Annotated in this window: 21 protein-coding genes; 18 read left to right on the forward strand and 3 right to left on the reverse strand. The window is 37.0% G+C overall.

Features of this window, described 5'->3' with window-relative positions:
- Window positions 1-22 precede the first annotated feature (22 nt).
- The 8 genes from ACH0CI_RS16375 to ACH0CI_RS16410 all read left to right on the forward strand — a co-directional run bounded on the left by ACH0CI_RS16375 (window position 23) and on the right by ACH0CI_RS16410 (window position 9,854).
- Window positions 23-1,435: an amino acid permease gene (locus ACH0CI_RS16375; RefSeq protein ID WP_034269273.1), complete on the forward strand. Its 1,413-nt coding sequence runs from the start codon at window positions 23-25 to the stop codon at window positions 1,433-1,435.
- A 297-nt stretch (window positions 1,436-1,732) separates the two neighbouring features.
- On the forward strand, window positions 1,733-2,734 hold the full coding sequence (locus ACH0CI_RS16380; protein ID WP_033578795.1) for an acyltransferase family protein: 1,002 nt from the start codon (window positions 1,733-1,735) through the stop codon (window positions 2,732-2,734).
- Window positions 2,735-2,759: 25 nt separating this feature from the next.
- On the forward strand, window positions 2,760-3,635 hold the full coding sequence (locus ACH0CI_RS16385) for a peptidylprolyl isomerase (RefSeq protein WP_048021256.1): 876 nt from the start codon (window positions 2,760-2,762) through the stop codon (window positions 3,633-3,635).
- Window positions 3,636-3,665: 30 nt separating this feature from the next.
- Window positions 3,666-3,824: a hypothetical protein gene (locus ACH0CI_RS16390; RefSeq protein WP_155017217.1), complete on the forward strand. Its 159-nt coding sequence runs from the start codon at window positions 3,666-3,668 to the stop codon at window positions 3,822-3,824.
- 178 nt (window positions 3,825-4,002) lie between these two features.
- The gene (locus tag ACH0CI_RS16395) at window positions 4,003-4,677 is read left to right on the forward strand and encodes a response regulator transcription factor (protein WP_028413601.1); all 675 of its coding nucleotides are present in this window, start codon (window positions 4,003-4,005) and stop codon (window positions 4,675-4,677) included.
- Complete coding sequence (locus tag ACH0CI_RS16400) at window positions 4,667-6,094, forward strand: sensor histidine kinase (RefSeq protein WP_028413600.1); 1,428 nt, start codon at window positions 4,667-4,669, stop codon at window positions 6,092-6,094. The genes ACH0CI_RS16395 and ACH0CI_RS16400 overlap by 11 nt, the downstream gene beginning before the upstream one ends.
- Window positions 6,095-6,470: 376 nt before the next feature.
- Window positions 6,471-7,835, forward strand: a complete 1,365-nt coding sequence (locus ACH0CI_RS16405) for an allantoinase (protein ID WP_406901901.1) — start codon at window positions 6,471-6,473, stop codon at window positions 7,833-7,835.
- A 528-nt stretch (window positions 7,836-8,363) separates the two neighbouring features.
- On the forward strand, window positions 8,364-9,854 hold the full coding sequence (locus tag ACH0CI_RS16410; protein ID WP_048021250.1) for a peptide MFS transporter: 1,491 nt from the start codon (window positions 8,364-8,366) through the stop codon (window positions 9,852-9,854).
- Window positions 9,855-9,881: 27 nt separating this feature from the next.
- Here the strand turns inward: ACH0CI_RS16410 and ACH0CI_RS16415 are convergent, their stop codons facing one another.
- The gene (locus ACH0CI_RS16415) at window positions 9,882-10,286 is read right to left on the reverse strand and encodes a hypothetical protein (RefSeq protein WP_047751106.1); all 405 of its coding nucleotides are present in this window, start codon (window positions 10,284-10,286) and stop codon (window positions 9,882-9,884) included.
- A gap of 498 nt (window positions 10,287-10,784) precedes the next feature.
- Between ACH0CI_RS16415 and ACH0CI_RS16420 the strand changes: the two genes are divergently transcribed.
- Window positions 10,785-12,494: an NAD-dependent malic enzyme gene (locus ACH0CI_RS16420; protein WP_034269256.1), complete on the forward strand. Its 1,710-nt coding sequence runs from the start codon at window positions 10,785-10,787 to the stop codon at window positions 12,492-12,494.
- A gap of 143 nt (window positions 12,495-12,637) precedes the next feature.
- Window positions 12,638-13,981, forward strand: a complete 1,344-nt coding sequence (locus tag ACH0CI_RS16425) for a 2-hydroxycarboxylate transporter family protein (RefSeq protein WP_028413595.1) — start codon at window positions 12,638-12,640, stop codon at window positions 13,979-13,981.
- Between the two features lie 48 nt (window positions 13,982-14,029).
- Here ACH0CI_RS16425 and ACH0CI_RS16430 read toward each other — a convergent pair whose 3' ends face one another.
- Window positions 14,030-14,851, reverse strand: a complete 822-nt coding sequence (locus ACH0CI_RS16430) for a Cof-type HAD-IIB family hydrolase (RefSeq protein WP_013082899.1) — start codon at window positions 14,849-14,851, stop codon at window positions 14,030-14,032.
- 305 nt (window positions 14,852-15,156) lie between these two features.
- The gene (locus ACH0CI_RS16435) at window positions 15,157-16,182 is read right to left on the reverse strand and encodes an LLM class flavin-dependent oxidoreductase (RefSeq protein WP_034265631.1); all 1,026 of its coding nucleotides are present in this window, start codon (window positions 16,180-16,182) and stop codon (window positions 15,157-15,159) included.
- 327 nt (window positions 16,183-16,509) lie between these two features.
- Here ACH0CI_RS16435 and ACH0CI_RS16440 point away from each other — a divergent pair, with 327 nt between their 5' ends.
- The 8 genes from ACH0CI_RS16440 to ACH0CI_RS16475 all read left to right on the forward strand — a co-directional run bounded on the left by ACH0CI_RS16440 (window position 16,510) and on the right by ACH0CI_RS16475 (window position 21,928).
- Window positions 16,510-17,040, forward strand: a complete 531-nt coding sequence (locus ACH0CI_RS16440; RefSeq protein ID WP_406901904.1) for a hypothetical protein — start codon at window positions 16,510-16,512, stop codon at window positions 17,038-17,040.
- 10 nt (window positions 17,041-17,050) lie between these two features.
- Window positions 17,051-17,575 carry a GNAT family N-acetyltransferase gene (locus tag ACH0CI_RS16445; protein WP_033578802.1) on the forward strand — a complete coding sequence of 175 codons (525 nt, stop codon included), beginning with the start codon at window positions 17,051-17,053 and terminating at the stop codon, window positions 17,573-17,575.
- 26 nt (window positions 17,576-17,601) lie between these two features.
- A complete protein-coding gene (locus ACH0CI_RS16450; RefSeq protein WP_028413591.1) occupies window positions 17,602-17,868 on the forward strand; it encodes a glutaredoxin family protein in 267 nt (88 codons plus the stop codon).
- 69 nt (window positions 17,869-17,937) lie between these two features.
- Window positions 17,938-18,759: an amino acid ABC transporter substrate-binding protein gene (locus tag ACH0CI_RS16455; protein ID WP_406901905.1), complete on the forward strand. Its 822-nt coding sequence runs from the start codon at window positions 17,938-17,940 to the stop codon at window positions 18,757-18,759.
- 74 nt (window positions 18,760-18,833) lie between these two features.
- Window positions 18,834-19,532 (forward strand): amino acid ABC transporter permease, encoded by a 699-nt coding sequence (locus ACH0CI_RS16460; protein WP_335706581.1) that lies wholly within the window; start codon window positions 18,834-18,836, stop codon window positions 19,530-19,532.
- A 27-nt stretch (window positions 19,533-19,559) separates the two neighbouring features.
- Window positions 19,560-20,270 (forward strand): amino acid ABC transporter permease, encoded by a 711-nt coding sequence (locus ACH0CI_RS16465; RefSeq protein ID WP_014460395.1) that lies wholly within the window; start codon window positions 19,560-19,562, stop codon window positions 20,268-20,270.
- The gene (locus ACH0CI_RS16470; protein ID WP_034265635.1) at window positions 20,267-21,040 is read left to right on the forward strand and encodes an amino acid ABC transporter ATP-binding protein; all 774 of its coding nucleotides are present in this window, start codon (window positions 20,267-20,269) and stop codon (window positions 21,038-21,040) included. Before ACH0CI_RS16465 ends, ACH0CI_RS16470 begins: the two co-directional genes overlap by 4 nt.
- A gap of 165 nt (window positions 21,041-21,205) precedes the next feature.
- Entirely contained in the window at window positions 21,206-21,928 is a 723-nt protein-coding gene (locus ACH0CI_RS16475) for a riboflavin kinase (protein ID WP_047751101.1), read from the forward strand.

Raw genomic sequence — 21,928 nt, forward strand, 5'->3', positions numbered from 1 at the left:
TACTATAAAAAGGAGGTACATAATGGGTGAGAATACAACATCTATGAATCAGTTACAAAGAAAAATGAAAAGCCGTCATTTATTTATGATTTCCCTTGGCGGTGTTATCGGTACGGGGTTGTTTCTTAATTCTGGCTATACAATTAATGCAGCAGGTCCTGGGGGAACGCTCCTTGCTTATTTAATCGGTGGATTAATTATGTATTTAGTCATGATATGTCTAGGGGAACTAAGCGTAGCAATGCCTGTGTCAGGATCATTTCAAGTATACGCTACAAAGTTTATAGGGCCGGGAACTGGTTTTGCGGTGGGTTGGCTCTACTGGCTGACTTGGGTAGTATCTGTCGGTTCGGAGTTTACAGCGTCTGGGCTGCTTATGCAAAGATGGTTTCCTGACGTTTCGGTTTGGATATGGAGCGCGCTGTTTGCTCTTTTATTATTTGGTTTAAATGCAACATCTGTACGTTTTTTCGGCGAAACAGAATTTTGGTTTTCAAGTATTAAAGTATTAACGATTATTGTATTTATTATTTTAGGCGCAGCAGCGATGTTTGGATTCATTCCCCTTAGCGGTCATGAAAAAGCGCCGATGCTTTCTCATTTTACAGGAGAGGGCGGTTTATTTCCAAATGGACTTATGCCTGTATTAATTACGATGGTTTCCGTAAGTTTTGCTTTTTCAGGAACAGAATTAATTGGTATTACGGCGGGAGAAACAGAAGATCCAGAAAAGAACATACCTCGAGCCATTAAAAATATCATTTGGCGTACATTCTTCTTCTTTATCGGCGCCATGTTTGTACTATCTGGGTTGATCTCATGGAAACAAGCAGGAGTGTTAGAAAGTCCTTTTGTGACGGTGTTTGATCAAATAGGTATTCCTTATGCAGCAGATATTATGAACTTGGTTATTTTAACAGCTTTACTATCAAACGCTAATGCAGGCTTATATGCATGCTCGAGAATGCTCTGGTCATTATCCGATCAAAAAATGGTTAGCAGCTGGTTAGGGAAAGTAACGTCTAAAGGAGTTCCATTTAATTCGTTGCTTATCAGCATGGGAGTGGCTTGTCTGTCCTTGCTGTCAAGCGTGGTTGCACCAACTACTGTTTACTTAGTATTAGTTTCTATTTCTGGATTTGCAGTGGTAGCCGTATGGATGGCTATTGCAGCTTCTCATTTTATGTTCAGAAGACGCTATATTAAAGAAGGAAATGATGTATCAAAGCTTGTTTACAAAGCTCCTTTATATCCTCTCGTTCCTATCTTAGCATTCGTTTTATGCTTTGCTGCTTGTGTAGGACTTGCTTTTGATAAGAGTCAGCGTATCGCATTATACTGCGGTATCCCGTTTGTCCTTTTTTGTTATCTGTTTTATTATTTAAAAAGTAAAAAAGAAAACGGAAAAGATGACAGTCAGCCTATAGCAAAATAAAAAGCAGAAGACCTAGGTCTTCTGCTTTTTTTTGCATACAAAAACACCCTATCCATCCGTACTGGTTAAGTGTCCCGCAACAAGCGAAATTGAATTGGATAGGGTGCGTATCTATATAGTAGAGAAAGAGGCGCCATTTGTCAAACTTATTTAGCGGCGCCTTATTTAAAAATAGAAAAAAGAAAAGTTTTCACTGTTTTTTCATTTTCACTATGTATAGTAAGGGATGTAAAGAAAAGATATTCGCAGCAGCACGTCATACAAATCCATAGAACGTAAAAGAAAGGAGGAAGTCAAATGGCTAAGCGGGATGCGTATTTTGATAACGTGAAATTTATCTTAATTGTACTGGTAGTGTTTGGCCATTTGTTAACTCCCTTCATTAATGATGAACAGTGGTTACGAACACTCTACATATTTATTTATACTTTTCATATGCCAGCGTTTATTTTAATAAGCGGATATTTTGCAAAGGGATACCGAAAGAAAGGATATATGTGGAAGATGGCGAAGAAAGTATTACTTCCTTATATTATCTTTCAACTTATCTATGCGGTATATGATTATAAACTGTATGATGAATCGTCATTTGAAGTTTCAGTATTTCAGCCAGCTTGGTCACTGTGGTTTTTACTAAGTTTATTTTGTTGGAATGCGATGCTGTTCATTTTTACAAAGATCAAATATCCTTTAGCCGTCGCGGCAGTTTTAGGAATTATGATTGGCTTATGCGAACCGCTAGAAACAACGTTAAGTCTTTCTAGAACATTTGTATTCTTCCCCTTCTTCTTAGCAGGGTTTTATATGAAAAAAGAACATTTTAAAAAGTTGACGTCTGTTTCTTGTAAGAAAATAGCTGGAGGCACATTGCTCATTATTGCTCTGTGGATCCAGTACGTAGCACCGGATTTTGAGAAGGAGTGGCTATTTGGTTCAAAATCTTATGCCTCCTTAGGTGTAAATCAAGTAGAGGGAATGATCATTCGTACACTATTTTATAGCATCAGCTTAGCAATGACGGTTTCCTTTTTAGCTTTGATCCCTACACAGACGATGTCTTTTACATCTCGAGGTGCTCAAACCTTTTATGTGTATTTGCTACATGGATTTCTGATTAAATATATTCGCTTATCTTCTTTTGGAGACTGGATAGAAAGTGTACAAGGATACAGCATTCTTTTGATTGGAGCTTGTGGAGTGGCGTGGCTGTTGTCGAGTAAATACGTATCTACGATTGCAAGGCCTTTAATTGAGCTTAAACCGTTACCAACGCGCAAAAGTTTAAGTTTAGGTAAGTAATGAGAAATGGAAAAGGAGTTTAATGATGTCTAAAAACAAAATAATTATGATTATCGCAGCCGTTGTCATTATTGCTGCAGTAGCTATTGGTGCCGTAGCAATGAATAAATCAAAGGTAGTTGCTACCGTTGGTGATGAAAAGATCACAAAAGATCAGCTGTATGATGCTCTTCTTGCTCAAGGAGGATCAAGCGTCCTTGATTCACTAATCGAACAAAAAGTCATTTCAAAAGAAGCAGCTAAACAAAATATTAAAGTAACCGATAAAGAAATTAATGCTGAATTAGAAAACCTTAAAAGTCAGTACGGTGGAGAAGATGCACTAAATCAAGCATTAGCATCTAGCGGTGTAAAATTGTCAGAGCTGAAAAAAGATTTAAAGACGAATATTGAAGCAAAAAAAATGGTCGAGTCGACTATTAATATTAAAGATAGTGAAATGAAATCGTACTTTAATCAAAATAAAGATTCACTAGCTACAGAAGCACAGGTAAAAGCTAGTCATATCTTAGTAGCAGACGAAAAAACAGCAAAAGAAGTAAAGGAAAAGCTTGATAAAGGAGAAGATTTTGCAAAGCTAGCAAAAGAATATTCAACGGATACAGCTTCTAAATCAGATGGCGGAAACCTTGGATACTTCAAAAAAGGCGATATGGTCGAAGCTTTTGCCAACAAAGCATTTTCAATGAAGGTAAATGAAGTAAGTGATCCTGTTAAAACAGAATACGGTTACCATATTATTAAAGTAACAGGCAAAAAAGAAGCGCAAAAAGCAACATATGAAAACAGCAAAGCAAAAATCAAGCAAACGCTGCTTGATCAAAAATACCAAACAGAGTATCCAACATGGTTACAAAAGCTAAAGAAAAAGTATGATATTACAAACAAACTTGATTCATAAATAATACCTTAACGAAATGAGGGGATGGATATGAAACAAACAGCGTCTTATAGCAAATTAGAAAAAATCGTCGAACAATTGAAGCACAGAGGTGTACGAGCTGAAATATGCCGGCGTGTTGTAAAGGTCACAGAAACTGTTAATGGATCAAATCCTTCATATTCAAATCAAATCGTTAGTCATTCATAAAAGTACAAAAGACGCGAACGGCTGAACAGCAGTTTGCTCTCGTTCTTAATACAGGTAGGGAAAATTAAAATGAAAAGAGATCAGTAGAGGCAGCTTGTTTCTGCTGATTCTTTTTGTATAATAAAGTAAACAAAAGGATGCAGGGAAATGTATCAAACGAAGGAAGGAGTTACGCAGAATGAACGTACTGCTAGCAGAAGATGATTTGCAGCTAGGTGAATTAGTTAGTTATATGCTGAAGAAAAAAGGAGGCTATAACGTCGAATGGGTGACGGAAGGGAATGATGCATATGACTATGCATCTGAAGCACATTATGATGTGTTAATTCTTGACTGGATGATGCCCAATGGAGACGGAATCGATGTATGTAAACGTCTAAGAAAAGAAGGATACGCCGGGGCCATTCTTATGTTAACAGCAAAAGATGCGGTTCAAGATCGTATACAAGGCTTAGATGCGGGAGCGGATGATTACGTTATTAAGCCATTTGAAATTGACGAGCTGCTTGCAAGGCTTCGCGCTTTGGCTCGTCGTAATTATGCACCAATTTTAGAAGAAGAAGTAGAGATTGCCAGCATGATATTAAAAAGAGCAAGTCAAACCGTGCAGTTTGACGAGGAGTTTATTCAATTAAGTCCTCGTGAATTTCAACTGCTAGATTTTTTAGTAAAAAACAAAGGACAAGTTCTTTCACGGGATATTATTTTAGACAGGGTATGGGGATATGAATCAGATGTTTCGATTAAAACGATTGATGCGACGGTTAAACTTTTGCGAAAAAAACTAGAGAAATTTAACAAACAAGATCTTATTCAAAGCATTCGCGGAGTAGGCTACAAAATTGAAAGCTAAACTTCTTACGAGGGCTAAACAGAAAGTAAAACAAAAAGTAAAGCAAGATTTATTCAGCCAGACGCAAAATCGTTTAACATTCCGATACAGCGCATTGCTAATGCTGTTTCTGCTTTTATTCGTATTTATTGTTTATGCATTGGTATATGTGGTTGTATCCAATAGTCAGCAGCAAAACTTAAATAGCATGTTAAAACAAGAGTCTCGAATTGTCCAAAGCATCTTAATTAAACAAGCGGTAAACAGTTCGAATCAACAGTCGAAAGAAGAGTATAAAAACATTGTCGTAGCCGGTGAAGACCAGTTTTTTTATTATGTCATCAGTCCTGAAGGGGACCTTATTATGGGCAACGAAGCGAGTGAGCGTCTTCGCTCTAACTTGTTAGATTTAATTGATGGATGGATCCCTATTGAAAACGAAGTGCGAAAAGAACGAATAAAAGCCCCGCGTCCTAGTTTTGAGCACATCGAAGGAGTAAAAGGGCAAAACGGAGAAGGCAAAATAGATATTGATTTAATGATGGCGGGGGAACCTATTTTTTATAAAGGCCAATTTTTAGGGATGCTTTATATTGGAAAAGACGTTTCGTTTCTTTATCAGCTGTTAAAGTGGCTCCTCATTATTATGCTGAGCCTTACGGTACTGTTTGTAGGAGTAGCCATTTATATCAGCCGCTTAATGTCAAAACGTGCCATGGTCCCAATTGAAACAGCTTTCCAAAAGCAAAAAGAATTTGTGGCGGATGCATCCCATGAGCTAAGGACACCGCTTAGCGTTATGCTTTCTTCTATCAACGCTTTAGAAATGCAGGAGGAAGTAACAGAAGATCCCTTCTCTAAAAAATTAATTAATAATATGAAAGCTGAAGTGAAGCGGATGACGAGTCTCGTCAGTGATTTACTTACGCTTGCACGCTCAGACTCTAATAAAGTAGAAAAAGCAATGATGCCATTTGATATTACAGATGCGGTACAAAAGGTAATGGAATCGGTTGAAACTCTAGCGATTTCTAAACATATTGATTTGCAGCTGGATACGCCTGAAAAATTAGTTGTAACTGGAGATCAAGAGCGTCTCACTCAGCTGATTTACATTTTGTTAGACAATGCGATTAAATATACGACTCCTCATGGAAGTGTAAACATTCAAGTGGTTCAGCACGGGAGTGAATGTACATTAAAAGTACGTGATACAGGGGTTGGAATTCATCCCGACGAAAAGGATCGAATCTTCGACCGCTTTTATCGTGCTGATAAATCCCGATCCCGTCAAATGGGAGGTCACGGGCTAGGCCTAGCAATCGCTAAATGGATCGTAGAAACACATAAAGGCAAAATTGATGTAGAAAGTGAACAAGAAAAAGGAAGTACATTTACAGTAAGGTTGCCAATGTCACAAAAAGTAAAAAAGAGTTAAAAGAGACTGTGACAAAATTAGTTGAAGGAAGATCCGAACGAGTTTGATTCTTGATGGAGAATCAAACTCGTTCGGATCTTTTTATGGTTAGAGTGGAGGTAGGTTTCATTTATCCAATTTGTTCGTCCGTTGATTTAGTTATGTCTCCATCTCTTTTCAGTTAGTGAAAGTGACCAAATGAAAAAGAAAAGTTTAGACAAAATGGCGAATGAAAAAATCGGATAATTCAGTTACATTAACTGACGTAATAATCAGTCTGTGTGTCAGGGTTCTTTACAATGATAAAGACTTTTTAAAGGAAACAGTGCATGATAGAACAATAGCAGACTACGTCGTTTAACAAAAAGATGAAGTAAGTAAAGGGGAGTTTGATAATATGTATGATTTAATTATTCGGGATGGTTCGGTCGTATTAGAAGACGAAATAGTAAAAGCGGACATAGGTATTAAAAAAGGAAAGATTGCAGAAATAGCGCAAGGTGTTAGCATACCAGCAAAAAAATACGTAGATGCTAAAGGCAAATATGTTCTGCCTGGAATGATTGATATTCATGTGCATTTTGATGAACCGAGCCGAGACCATTGGGAAGGGTTTGACTACGGTTCAGCATCTATGGCCGCAGGAGGCTGCACTACATATTTTGATATGCCTTTAAACGGCGTTCCTCCTACCGTAACAGAAGCAGCGCTGTGGGAAAAGAAAAAGCTGGCTGATCAAAAGTCAGTAGTAGATTACGGTCTATGGGGAGGGTTGGTTCCTGGTAATAAAGAAGAATTAGCCAAAATGGCTCATTCGGGTGTAATAGGTTTTAAAGCATTTATGTCAGAAGCAGGTTCTGAATTTGATTTCTCAGATGACCTCACATTATACGAAGGAATGAAAGAGATTGCAAAACTAAATAAAGTGCTTGCCCTGCATGCTGAAAGAAATGACTTAATACAAAAGCTTGAACAGGCTAAACAGAAGCAAAAGCAAACGGCTATTAAAGATTATTTAGAAACGCGACCGGTTGTAGCAGAAGTAAACGCAGTAAAGCAAGCGCTTGAGTACGGTGAAGAAACGGGATGTCCGCTTCACTTTGTACACATTAGCAGCTATGAAGCAGTGCAGCTTATTACGGAAGCAAAGAAGAATGGAATGAACGTTACGCTGGAAACTTGTCCGCATTATTTACTTTTTACAGAGGAAGACTTTGAAGAAATTGGCGTAACGGCTAAGTGTGCACCTCCTCTTCGCAGCAGGAGTCAAAAAGAAAAATTATGGGCATGTATTCAATCAGAAGAAGTAGATATGATTTCTTCGGATCATTCTCCTTGCCCGATTGAGTTAAAAACAGCTCATCAGAATGATTTATTTAAAGTTTGGGGTGGAATATCAGGCGGTCAGTACTCTTTGCAAGCAATGATTAGTGAAGGAGCGATCACTAGAGGGATTTCTCTTTCTCACATTTCAAAGCTTGTATCAACCAATCCAGCTAAACGATTCGGCTTATATCCCAAAAAAGGAAGCATTTTGCTAGGAGCCGATGCGGATTTGGTTATCGTTGATCTGGATCAAACTGAAAAAGTGACAAAAGAAGGAATGGTTTTCAAACATAAGCACAGTATATATGAAGGAACGGTATTTAATAGCGTTATTTTAACTACCATTAATAGAGGAACGATTGTATACACTAAAGAAGAAGGTGTGTTTCCTCTTCACAAAGGACAAATGGTAAATGGTGAATACGTAAAATTGTAGGCACAGTGAAAAAAGAGATGAAAAATAAACCTTTTATCTCTTTTTTTACATAAAAAAATGAGGATGACTTATATTAAAAGTATTACATAGGTGAAAAAAGAGTATCTACTATAACAAAAGAGACATTTTTAAAGAAGGTTTTATTATTTTAAAAAAGTATATTTTTGATTGAGGGAAGCATAATTTAAAAAGAATAAAGCTTCTTTTTAAATATAAAGAAAAATTTCCCAAAAAGAAAAATATTATCTGGTTGTATGAAAAGTAGATAATCAGATGCTTTGTAATCAAGGGTTTTGTATAAAAAAATTTTCAGAAAGATATTTTAAGAAAGGAAATCTTGATTTAAAGCTTTTTATAGGTGCAATTTTATAATGAAAAACCGTATATTATGCACTCATTGTAAAATTCTGATATTGACAGAATCATTTTATAAGAATAAAATTTTCTTGTTTCTATTTTTTTATATCATCATAATTTTTTGACAGTTTTGTCTATGGTGGTTTACGGTTGAAAGAGAGGTTAAGGAATATGTCGGTAGAGAGAGAAAAAGTGTATGAAACAGTTCCTCAAAAAGGATTCTTCGGACATCCTAAAGGTTTATTTACCTTGTTCTTTACAGAATTCTGGGAGCGTTTTTCATACTATGGAATGCGTGCGCTACTTGTATTGTACATGTACGATACAATTGCAAACGGTGGATTAGGAATGGAACAAGGAACCGCTTTAGCGATCTTTTCTATTTATGGTTCTCTTGTTTATATGTCTGGAATTATTGGCGGTTGGATTGCAGACCGCATTTTAGGTACGTCTAATACGGTGTTTTACGGCGGTATATTTATTATGCTGGGGCATTTAGTGCTTGCATTGCCAGCAGGTGTAACAGCGCTGTTTATTTCAATGTTCTTGATTATCATCGGAACAGGTTTATTAAAACCAAACGTTTCAAGCGTTGTGGGCGATATGTATAGCCCGACTGATAACCGTCGAGATGCTGGATTTAGTATCTTCTATATGGGTGTAAATGCAGGTGCATTTATCGCACCTCTAGTTGTTTCAACAGTAGGGGAAAAATATAATTACCACTTAGGTTTTGGAATCGCAGCAGTAGGAATGCTTTTAGGTCTAATTGTATTTATGGCTACACGAGGTAAAACCTTAGGTCGTGCAGGCAGACAAGTTCCAAACCCTTTAAAACCAGAAGAACGCAAAAAAGTATTTGGTACTATTGCACTTGCTGTAGTTGTACTTGCTATCTTTATTGTACTGACTTCTTTAGCAGGTATTTTAACAGTTGAAGGCGTTATTTTATTTGTAAGTATTTTAGCGATTGTTATTCCTATTATTTACTTTGTGGTTATGTATAAAAGTCCCAAGACAACAGCTGATGAGCGTTCACGCGTATTAGCTTATATCCCTCTTTTTGTTTCTGGAGTAATGTTCTGGGCAATTCAAGAGCAGGGGTCAACAATTTTAGCAACGTATGCAAAAGATCATACACAGCTAACGTATGGCGGCTTTAAAATTCCAGTTGGCTGGTTCCAATCGTTAAATCCGTTATTTATTATTATATTTGCTCCAGTTTTTGCAGCAATTTGGGTGAAATTAGGAAACAGACAGCCTTCTACACCAAAGAAATTTTCATTAGGACTATTATTTGCAGGGCTTTCTTTCCTTGTCATGGTTATCCCGGCTAGTATTCATGGAAACGAAACGTTAGCGAGCCCGCTATGGCTAGTATTAAGCTTCTTCTTAGTTGTAGTTGGAGAGCTTTGTTTATCACCAGTAGGGCTATCAACTACAACAAAACTAGCACCTGCAGCGTTTTCTGCTCAGACAATGAGTTTATGGTTCTTAACAAGCGCAGCGGCGCAGGCAATCAATGCTCAGCTTGTTCAATACTATGAAAACATTTCGCAAGTTGTTTATTTTGCTGCATTGGGCGGAGTGTCGGTCATTTTAGGTGTAATTGTACTAATGATTTCGCCAAAAATTCAGCGTTTAATGAAAGGTGTTCAATAAAAAAAACCGTCCTTAAGGGCGGTTTTTTTATGATTTATTTGAAAAAATATTCATGAAGGAGGCGTATGTCTGATCGTCCTCACCCTCATAGAACGCAAGATTTAAAAGTCTGTTAAGTTCGTTTGTTGATTTTTCAGTTTCTGCAATAATTTGATGCATATGAGCAATCTTAGACATGGATCCGTTGCCATAAGCATTTTTAATTTGATTTAATGTTAAATGAAGCGATAAGACCTCTCGGCGAAGAGCTTGTCTTAATTCAGAGGAAGCAGGGATAAAAAAGCGTTTATAAAAATAACTGGCTTCTTCAAACACCAATTCTCCATTCTCTAGCTCTTTAGCCGCAATTTCTTTAATCTCTTTATCGTCTAATCGACTGGCCGCTTCTTCGATAAGAAATCCAAAAATAATAGCTGTATCTGGTTTTAACATATAATAACCTCCATTATTATAAAAAAGAACTATGTAGTTTATATGTATAGATAGAAAGGAAAGAATATTCATAGTAATTCACTAATCAGCATAGACAAAAAAATAAAAAATATTCTTTTATAGGCAAACTAAAATTATTTCAAAATAAATTTTTTATAATTAAACATTTTTTCCATATTAAAGGATTATTTTGACTTTCCAAAAGAGATGAATAGAATAAAGAGGGTTCTTAGTACCTATATAAAAAGAAAATTGATAAAAGATATTAAATTCAGAAATTTCTACCTCTTTATAACTAAAAAATTGCTCTACTAAAATAGTTGACAGCAGAAATAGATAGGCATAAAATATACTATTGTCAAATGAATTAGCAAGCTATTCATAAAAAGTTAACGGACATTTGAATAATATGAGTAATATCCATATAAGGTATCAATTACTTAAATCTAACCAACTTGTATGCTTGTCATACAAGTCTACAGAAAGGAAGATAGTCGTATGCGCAACGTATTTTTTACAGATAATGAAACAATTGAAACGACTTTACGTGGGAAAGAAATTTTAGGAGCTCCAATGTTAAACAAAGGAGTAGCTTTTACAAAAGAAGAGCGTAAAACGTTAGGATTAGAAGGTTTGCTTCCTCCAATGACTTTAAGTTTAGATGAGCAGGCAAAACGTGCATATGAGCAATTTTTAGCTCAGGCAGATAACCTTGGTAAGAATGTGTATTTAAACGATTTACAGAACCGTAATGCTGTATTATTTTATCGTTTATTGCAAGATCACTTAAAAGAAATGCTTCCGGTTGTTTATACACCAACAGTTGGACAAGCAATCCAAGAATACAGCCACGAATATCGCCGTCCGGGTGGCGTATACTTGTCAATCGATAATGTAGAAGGCATTGAAGAAGCTCTTAAAAATATCGATGCAAATAGTGAAGACATTGATTTAATGGTTATTACAGATTCAGAAAGTATTTTAGGAATTGGTGACTGGGGCGTTGGTGGTATTAATATTGCTATCGGTAAATTAGCCGTGTACACAGCTGCAGCAGGAATCGATCCAAGCAGAGTACTTCCAGTTGTTCTTGATGTAGGAACAAACAATGAAAAATTATTAAATGATCCTTTATATATCGGAAACCGCCATGAACGTATCCGCGGTGAGCGCTATGATCATTTCGTAGATCAATTTATTTCAAAATCTCTTGAAATATTCCCTAATGCACTGTTACACTGGGAAGATTTCGGTAATGTAAATGCTCGTAATATTATTAACAAGTACGGAAAAGAAATTCTAACGTTTAATGATGATATTCAAGGCACAGGTGCCGTAACGCTTGCCGCTATTTTCTCAGCAGTTCAAGTGTCTAAAATGCCACTTCGTGACCACCGTGTTTTAATCTTTGGACCAGGTACAGCAGGTATCGGTATTGCAGATCAAGTACGTGATGCAATGGTATTAGACGGGATCACAGAAGATGAAGCATACAAAAACTTCTGGGCAGTCGATTTCCGAGGCCTTTTAACAGATGACATGGACGACTTATTAGGTTTCCAAACGCCTTATGCACGAAAAGCAGAAGAAGTGAAGGACTGGAACCGTGAAGAAGACAAAATTTCTCTTTTAGAAGTTGTCAGACAAGTTAAGCCAACAATCTTAATTGGTACGTCTGGTGTAGCAGGCGCATTCTCAGAAGAAATCGTAAAAGAAATGGCGAAGCATGTAGAACGCCCAGCTATTTTACCAATGTCAAATCCAACTCCGCTTGCGGAAGCTACTCCTGAAAACCTATTAAATTGGACAGAAGGAAAAGCACTTGTAGCGACTGGAAGTCCGTTTGAACCAGTTAACTACGACGGTGTGGAATATGAAATTGGTCAATCTAATAATGCTTTTGTTTTCCCTGGTCTTGGTCTTGGATCAATTGTGGTAAAAGCAGAAGTTATTACAGACAGCATGTTCGCAGCATGTGCACACGCTGTAGCTCAAATGGTAGACAGCAGCAAACCAGGAGCTTCATTACTACCACGCGTAGAAGAATTACGTGAAGTATCATATAACGTTGCTTTAGCGGTTGCTAACGCAGCAATTAAAGATGGCGTTGCAAAAGAAGTTCCAACAGATGTAAAAGCGGCAGTAAAAGCAGCAATGTGGGAACCAACATACAAAGAAATTAAAGCTTTAGAAACGGTAAATGCTTAATTTTTAGATAGAAAAAGCACAGCTTCTGAAAAAAGAAGCTGTGCTTTTTTTAGTTACAAAAAGAATTCTTAAGTTACATAACGTATATAGTTTTTTTAAACTTGTGTATGATTCTCTATATTAGAACCACAGGGGGTTATGAGATGAATACAGCACGTAAATTGGAAACGTTTACTCAAGATTCACAGCCTGAAAATAAGGGTTTTTGGAACCGAATTAACAATATTAAAGTAGGAGTTATTCCTCTACCGCTATACGTTTTACTTGCATTAATTGTATATGGCGCGGCCGTTTACAACGAACTTCCTCCAGATATGATTGGCGGATTTGCGATTATTATGGTAATGGGAATGCTACTTGGTGATTTAGGATTAAAAATTCCGATTTTAAAAGATATTGGCGGACCAGCTATTTTATCACTGCTTGTACCTTCCGTATTAGTTTTTTATAATGTTTTAAATCCCGCGTCTATGGAAGCGGTAACAACTTTGATGAAAACATCAAACTTTTTATACCTTTATATTTCTTGTTTAGTAGCCGGAAGTATTCTGGGCATGAACCGTAAAGTTTTAATTCAAGGCTTTACACGTATGTTCGTACCGCTTGTGTTAGGTACGCTAGCCGCTGTAGCTGCAGGCGTAGCCGTTGGGATGTTATTTGGTTACGGAGCAAAACATACATTTTTCTATATTGTTGTACCAATCATTGGAGGAGGAATTGGTGAAGGTATTTTACCGCTTTCACTTGCTTATTCTCAAATTTTAGGTAGTTCAGCAGAATCTTTTGTGTCGCAAATGATTCCAGCTGCTGTTATTGGAAACATCGTTGCTATCGTATGTGCTGGCTTAATGAAACGTCTAGGAGAGAAAAAGCCAGAATTAACAGGTAATGGAGTTCTTGTGAAGACAAAAGGCGGAGATGGCATCTCAGAAGATACAAATATCAAGAAACCAGTAGATTTTTCGTTAATGGGCGCAGGTCTTTTAATTGCATGTAGTTTCTTTATTTTTGGAGGCTTAGCACATAAGTTTTTAGGAATTCCAGGTCCAGTTTTAATGATCGTAGCGGCAACGCTAGTCAAATGTTTACAAGTAATGCCTGCTAAGATGGAGCAAGGTGCTTACCATATGTACAAATTCATTTCTACGAGCTTGACATGGCCGTTAATGGTAGGCCTAGGAATTTTGTATATTCCTCTTGAAGATGTAGTGAAAATTGTGACACCAGGTTATGTAGTCGTATGTGCAGCAGTTGTTATGGCTATGGTAGCAACCGGTTATTTTGTAGGTAAAATGATGAAAATGCATCCGGTGGATGCAGCAATTGTAACCGGCTGTCACAGCGGTTTAGGAGGTACGGGAGACGTAGCGATTTTATCAGCTTCCAACCGTATGTCACTTATGCCATTTGCTCAAGTAGCAACAAGACTTGGAGGCGCTTCCACTGTTATTTTAGCTACGCTTCTTATGAAACTTTTAGGAGTATAAAATCAAAACAAAAAAGCAGCTCGGTTCGTACGAGCTGCTTTTTTTGTCTTATGAAACACTAACAGGTTTTAAGATGAATTCTTCCACAACTTTTGCCACACCGTCGTTCATGTTTGTATCTGTTACGTGGTTGGCTTTTTCTTTAATATCTTCAGGAGCATTTCCCATTGCTACGCCAAGTCCAGCAAATTCAATCATGGCAAGATCATTATAACTGTCGCCAATAGCAATCACTTCATCGCGTGTAATGCCAAGCTGCTGAATTAATAAATGTAAGCTTGTCCCTTTTGTGACACCTTCTTCTGTGAATTCAAGGAAGTATGGTTTAGAGCGCATTACGCTTAGCTCTCCTTGAAGCTGCTTTTGAAGTTTCTTTTCAACGTGAACCAGCATTTCCGGTTCTGCAAGCATGAGTACTTTTACAACAGGTTCTGTAACGGCATCAGTAAAAGATGAAACAACACGGATCGGCAGACCTGTAATGTCACTTTCAATATCCGTAAATTTATTTTCTACTTCTGTTATAATTTCATCTCCAACGTACGTATGAATTAAAACTCCTTCTTCGCGGCTAATATCGTCGAGACGTGCAACAGTACGCGGAGATAAGGTGCTGCTAAATAGCTCTTCATTTGTTAAGCAATTAATAATTTTCGCCCCGTTAAACGATAAAATAAAGCTTCCGTACTTTTCTAATTCTAGTTCTTTGGCGATGTGAACCATTCCGTAAGTTGGTCGGCCAGAAGCAAGTACAACTTTTACTCCCGATTCTTGCGCCTTCATTAATGCTTCTTTTGTGCGCGGAGAAATAGTGTGATCATCGCATAATAGTGTATCATCCAAATCTAAAACAATCATTTTGTAAGGCATAATTTTAAATTCCCTTCTTCTACTAGACTCATATCTTCATATGGTACTATAAAAAAACGTTTGATTCAATTTAATGATTTTTTGAAAAAAAGAAGCATGCGTATACTTTGTTTGAACGCCTCGTAAGTAGATGAAACAAAGAACTTGAGACATAGCTAAAACAGCCCAATCAATAGCTAAAAGCAATTAAACACATGAAAGCTACGTTTACCATGACAACGAAAAAATACGAAGTAATAATCAATCATTTTGATTATTACTTCGTATTTTACTTCGACTAAAATTCTTTTATTTCAGCCTCTTGATTAGTAAGCTGCTAGAGTTTGATTCGTTTTCTGAGCATCTCCTTCACTGAAAGCTTCTTTTAAGAGCGTATAAGACCGCTTTTTTTGTTCAAAATCTTGAAGAGCAGTAAGAATAATAAATTCATCAATAGAAAATGCCTGTTTCAAAGCTTGGAGCTTTTGACGAACGGTTTCTTTTGTGCCGTATATGACGTTTGCTTCTTTTTCTTCAATTCGATAGCTTTCTTTAGACTGCTGACCAAATTCTTCCGCTTTTTCTTTGGAGCCTAATGTAGCGGATTTCCCATTTTGTAAGTATACTTTAAATATTTTTGTGCTGGATGCTAATGCTTTTGCTTCTTCTACGGTATCCGCTACGATGACGGAAAGGGCAACGACAAGCGAGCGTGCATGGGATGAAACGTGCTGATTATAGACGGAAATCGCTTCTTCTAGCACTTTTTGATCACCATTAATGAATTGAGCAAATACATAAGGAAGATTTAGAGATGCCGCTAGCTCTGCGCTTGAAGCACTTGCTCCCAGTAAAAACATATCTGCTGCTTTTTGGGGCCTTGGATAGGCTTTTAAACCGTAAAGAGGGTGATCTTCCGGCAGCGTATCGTTTAGGTATTGTTTAAGTTCTATCAGTTTGTCTGTTAAGGACTTAGTGGGCTGAGAGTTTTGTTGCAAGGCTTGAGTAGAATGAGGTAGTCCTCCTGGTGCTCTGCCGATTCCAAGATCGATGCGATTTGGAGATAATGAGGCTAAAACGTTAAAATTTTCTGCTACTTTATAAGGGCTGTAGTGTTGAAGCATAACACCGCCTGAGCCGATACGGATATGATGTGTTTTGGCGAGCAGGTGAGAAATTAACACTTCGGGTGATGATCCTACAACATGTTCAGAGTCATGATGCTCCGCTACCCAAAAACGGTGGTAGCCAAGTTCTTCTGCTAGCTGAGCTAATTGAATGGTATGCTGAAATGCATCTTCAGCACGCTCACCTTCATAACGCGGGCTTTGATCTAAAATACTTAATTTCACTGAAAACACTCCTTAAAGTTGATAAAAAAGGTAAGAATAATTGGAATTAATTTTAGCAAAGGATTTTCCAGATGAAAAGAGTTTTTTAAAAGAAAAATATTTTTTGAAAAATAAGTTGACTTTGCCATTTTGAGGCTATATAGTTGAATCATCAAATAGAAAAGCCGATAAAACAACTTGGATAAATAAGAATTGAGTGAGTATGTTTCAAAGACACTTCACTTCATTCTCCGGTTTTATCAAAAAAACAGTTAAAGCTGATTGGTCTACCAAAGGCTCCTGAGGAAACTCTAGGAGCCTTTTTGCTGTAAAAAGGAGGGGGAAAAGGTGAGCGATGTATGTATTTTATATAACGGAAGCTCTCATAATTATCAACAAATAGCCTCAGTGAAAGATGAGCTAGAAGCTTGCTTAACCTCAAAAGGAGTGCACGCCGAAGCTATCTCGTATCATGATGTACACGCTTTGAAGCAGGAAGCGCAGAAAGAAGTAAAGGCATTTATTTCGAAAATGAACCAAGCTAAAAGCATTGTCGTTCTGTTATCGGGAGTACATGAAACATACGTAGAATCTTTTGAACGGCTAACAAAAATATTGCCAGAAGATTTATTGTATAAAAAAATACTTCTGCCAATTCTTATTGGTGAAAATGTGAATTCTTTACTAAAAGCTAAGTATGATTTAAAACTTTTAGCGTCTTTTTTAGGTAGACCTTACTGGCTCAGCAGTCTTTTTCTACTGCATGAATACGTCTCTTTTACAGGTATTAACAATGCGAATGCCAAAAGTCGTTTAAAGGAAGCGGTGGATGAGCTGATTTACAAAGGTAATCTACCCCTTCAAACATTTATAAAATGAGGTGAAGAAAATGAGTGAATTATTTCGATTAGCTACCGTAGAAGATGCTGAAGAACTGTTGGATTTAACGCTTCGAGCATATGAGCCGATTCGAAAGCTAGGAATTAAATTTCCTGCTGCGACGGCAACGATTCAACTTGTAAAAGAAAACATTCAAAACAGCCGCTGCTTCGTGCTGGAAAGTGATGAAAAAATCGTAGCTACGATTACAGCAAGAACGTATAAAGAAATAACGAACTGGCCTTTCTTATGGTGGTTTGCGGTAGATCCTTTGCTTAAAAAGAAAGGAGTAGGTTCTAAACTCTTAACGTGGGTTGAAGAAACGGTTATTCGAGATCAACTGGGGGCTCCTGCTGTTACATTAGCTACTTCTGATCGACACCCATGGCTGATTCCTATGTATGAAAGAAAAGGGTATGAACGCTTTTTTGAAGTCGATCAAGGAGAAGAAGGAAAAGGCGTATTCTTAAGGAAGATCTTACATCCCGAAAGATATGAGTTAGAAAAACACAAGGAGTTACAACAAGCTAATTAATCATTTAAAAGAAAAGAGGAGAAACCATGTCAGTGAAAATTTTATTATGGAATCGAAAAGGTTGTCATCATTGTGAAGAACTAAAAGCATATTTTCATGAAAAAGGCCATCAATATGAAAGTATCGATGTAGAAGGAAAAGATTATTTGCGAGATCTACTTGAAATTAAATACGGTATTCGTCATGTACCGGTCGTTGAAATTGGAGATAAGGGGCAGTTTAAAGGAGTTATTGAAAAAGATTATGAACAAATAGAAAAGTTGATTGAAGACTATTCACCAATCGTTAAATAGCTGCAACATCCATTTTATTAACTCGTTAAAACAATAAATTATTTTGAGACATAGTGAGGGACCAAACACATGAAAAAACTACAGCTGACAGCTATCTTTTTATCACTTCTTTTATTATTAGCCGCTTGCGGAACACCCAATAAAGAAACAGCAGCTAACGCAAGCAAAGACAAAGTGCAAAAAATTATTGTGGGAACGGGTACGCAATTTCCCAACATTTGCTTTCTTGACAATAAAGGAAATCTAACGGGGTATGACGTAGAGCTTGTTAAAGAAATAGACAAACGTCTTCCAAACTATAAGTTTGAATTCAAAACGATGGATTTTTCTAATTTACTTTTGAGCTTGGAATCCAACAAAATTGATTTAGTCGCCCATCAGATGGAAGTGAATGAAGAAAGAAAACAAAAGTTCCTGTTTAATAAAGAACCTTATAATATCTTTCCGCTACATGTAGTTGTAAATGAAAAAAATACGTCAATTAAATCAATTAAAGATTTGAGCGGTAAAAAGGTAATTGTAGGAGCAACGAGTAACTCTGCTAACTTAATCGATAAGTACAACAAAGAACATGGAAATAAAATTGATATCGTTTATTCAGGTCAAGGATCTGATGATACAAAAACGCAGCTAAAAACAGGACGTGCGGACGCTACAATTAGTACGCCGTTTGCAGTTGACTTTGTCAATAAGCAAGCGGACGCAGAGCAAAAAGTTGTGGGATCTGCTATTTCAAATTCAAAAGTATATTTTATGCTTCGAAAAAATGAAACAGGTTTACAAAAAGATGTTGATAAAGCGCTAAAAGAAATAAAAGAAGACGGAACATTGACAAAATTAAGCAAAAAATGGCTAGGAGAAGATTATACAAAAGCAGCTGGAAATAACTAAATCACTTACTGTGACCCAAGCCTTGAACTTGGGTCCTTTCGCTACCTGTAGAGGGAAACAAAGGAGAGAAAAAGATGGGAAAAGCATTTGATATAGAGCTGATTTTCACCTCTATTCCTCAATTATTATCTTATTTGCATATTACAATTTGGATTTTGGTTGCTTCACTTTTGATTGGCAGTACCTTGGGATTGTTTATTGCCCTGCCTCGTATTTATAAAGTACCGGTGTTAAGTCAATTAGCAGCAGTTTATATTTCTTTTATGAGGGGGACGCCTATTTTAATTCAATTATTTTTAGTTTTTTACGGGGTACCTGCCCTCTTACAATTGATTCATATTGACGTTTCTAGAATGGCTCCGCTCGTATTTGTGATTATCACATATTCACTGAGCACGGCGGCGTCTTTTTCTGAAATGATGCGCGGTGCCATTAATAGTGTAGATAAAGGGCAAACTGAAGCAGCGTATAGTGTAGGAATGACCGGAAAACAAACGTTCACTCGAATTGTGCTGCCGCAAGCTCTCGTTGTAGCATTTCCTAACTTTGGAAACCTTGTGATTGGTTCCTTAAAAGATACGTCTTTAGCCTTTACCATTGGTGTCATGGATATGATGGGAAGAGGAGATACCATTATCGCAGCAACGGCTCATGCAGTTGAAGTATATATTGCACTTGCCATTATTTATTATTTGGTAGCCATTATATTAGAGAAATTTTTTATGAAATCCGAACAGAAGCTGCAAAAACACAATCAGCCTGTTCATGTATAAAACGAGCTTACTAAAAGAGGTGTAAACATGATTATTGACGTACCGTTTATATGGACAGCATTTGTAGAAATTTTGAAGGCATTACCTTTAACACTCCTTATTACCATCGGTCCATTACTAGGCGGATTGCTTATTGGTATTGCTGTTGCGGCTGTGAGAATTAATTCAGTAAAAATAATAACGCCTATTGCCAACGTATACGTATCATTTTTTCGAGGAACGCCTGCCATTCTTCATATTATGGTTATTTACCTAGGGTTCCCGCTATTGATTAATAAACTATCAAGCTACTATGGATGGGGCTTCAATGCAAACAGCATTCCTATTGTCGTATTTGTATTAATCGCTTTGTCTTTTACAGCGGGGGCTTATATGTCAGAGATCATTCGCTCTGGTTTGTTAGCGGTAGAAAAAGGACAAATTGAGGCTGCGTATTCCATTGGAATGAATCGTTTTCAATCGATGAAACGAATTGTTTTCCCTCAGGCGTTTGCTTTATCTTTACCAAATTTATGCAATATCTTCATCGGCTTTTTGCATACGTCTTCTATCGCATTCATCGTCTCACAAAAAGAGTTAAACGGTGCAGCTAATATCGTAGCTTCAAATAATCTTAAGTTTTTAGAAGCCTATATTGCTGCTGCCCTTATTTATTGGATGCTGACGATGTTAATAGAAGGAATAACAGCGCTGCTTGAACGAAAATTAACGGTTTATAATCGAGGAGGGGTTGTATGATTACATTAACAAATATTAAAAAAACATTTGGTCAACATACAGTATTGGACGGTATTGATTTAATTGTTAAAAAAGGGGACGTTGTGACCATTTTAGGGCCGAGTGGCTCTGGAAAGACTACGTTTTTACGCTGCATTAATTTCTTAGAAAAAGCAGATGAAGGAGAAGTTTCGATCGATCAATTTACGGTTCAGTGCCAAAAGCCAAACCGCAAAGATATTTTAACTCTTCGACAAAAAACAACGATGGTTTTTCAGCAATACAATTTGTTTAAACACAAAACCGTTATTGAAAATATTATGGAGGGGCTAGTTATTGTTCAAAAGCTGCCAAAGGAAGAAGCAAAACAACGAAGTTTAGACGTCCTTGAAAAAGTTGGGCTTGCTGAAAAAGCAAATGCGTATCCAAGTCAGTTATCAGGAGGTCAACAGCAGCGAGTGGGTATCGCTAGAGCGCTTGCTTTAAATCCTGAAGTCATTTTATTTGATGAGCCAACGTCTGCTTTGGACCCTGAACTGGTGGGTGAAGTACTGTCTGTTATTCGTAAAATTGCTGAAGAAGGAATTACGATGATTATTGTTACGCACGAAATGAGTTTTGCCCGTGAAGTCTCTAATCACGTGGTGTTTATGGACGGAGGAAAGATTGTCGAACAAGGTCATCCTGAAGAAATATTTTTAAATCCAAAAGAAGATCGAACAAAGCAATTTTTCAAGCGTATTAACCCAACGCATTCGCCTTACTCTTATGTTTATGAAAAAACAATCTAATATTTTAATTTAAAACCCACTTGACTCATATGAATAATAAGTATATGATAAAATCATCAAATTAAACAAACCGACTAGATCACTAGAGGTTCTTTGCACAATGTCACGCATTGTGCAAAGAACCTTTTATTTTTTACTAGACTTAAGGGAAGAAGGGTGAACGTAGTGAATCGAGGAGCATTAAAAGCTAAAACAAGCAAAAAACTTATTATAAAAGGCCAGGTTGTACCTGGAAGGCAGCAAGGAAGACATTTGGGTTTTCCGACAGCTAATATAGATACTCAGCATGAGGAATTAAAAAATGGCGTGTATGGTGTCCTCGTTCATCTGCGGGGACTTGAACATATAGGAGTTATGAATGTAGGCGTTAAGCCGACATTTGGATCGGAACTATCTAAAACATTTGAGGTTCATATTTTGGATTTTAACGACGTTATTTATGGAGAGACAGTTCAATGCGACGTTATCTTTCGGGTGCGAGGTGAGAAAAAGTTCCCTTCCATTGAGTTTTTAAAACATCAAATTAAAGCCGATACACTACAAGTTAAGCAAAGATTTCAACATATGGGCTATGTATCTAGTGAACATACAGCTTCCAAGCTAGGGCAAGCGAGATATTTAAATCTGCCTGATCTACAGTTTTTTAATTGGTGCCACAGCCAATTCAGAGTCAATAAAGGGATTTACAATACAATTGATCAATGGTTTTATGACGAAGGAATTGAAAATATTCACCCTAGAAGAGTTCACGTTATCGCTTTTTTGCAATTTGCACAGGAAGGAAATGAAAGAAAGACAGAAAAAGAAGGAGTCCTTCGCTTTGGAGCAGGCGGTTTGACCAATCAACTACGAGAATTTATGAATGGATATGAAAAAGGAGAATGGTAA

Origin of the sequence: Priestia sp. 179-F W1.4 NHS (genome assembly GCF_045369295.1) — a bacterium.
GTDB lineage: Bacteria > Bacillota > Bacilli > Bacillales > Bacillaceae_H > Priestia > Priestia zanthoxyli.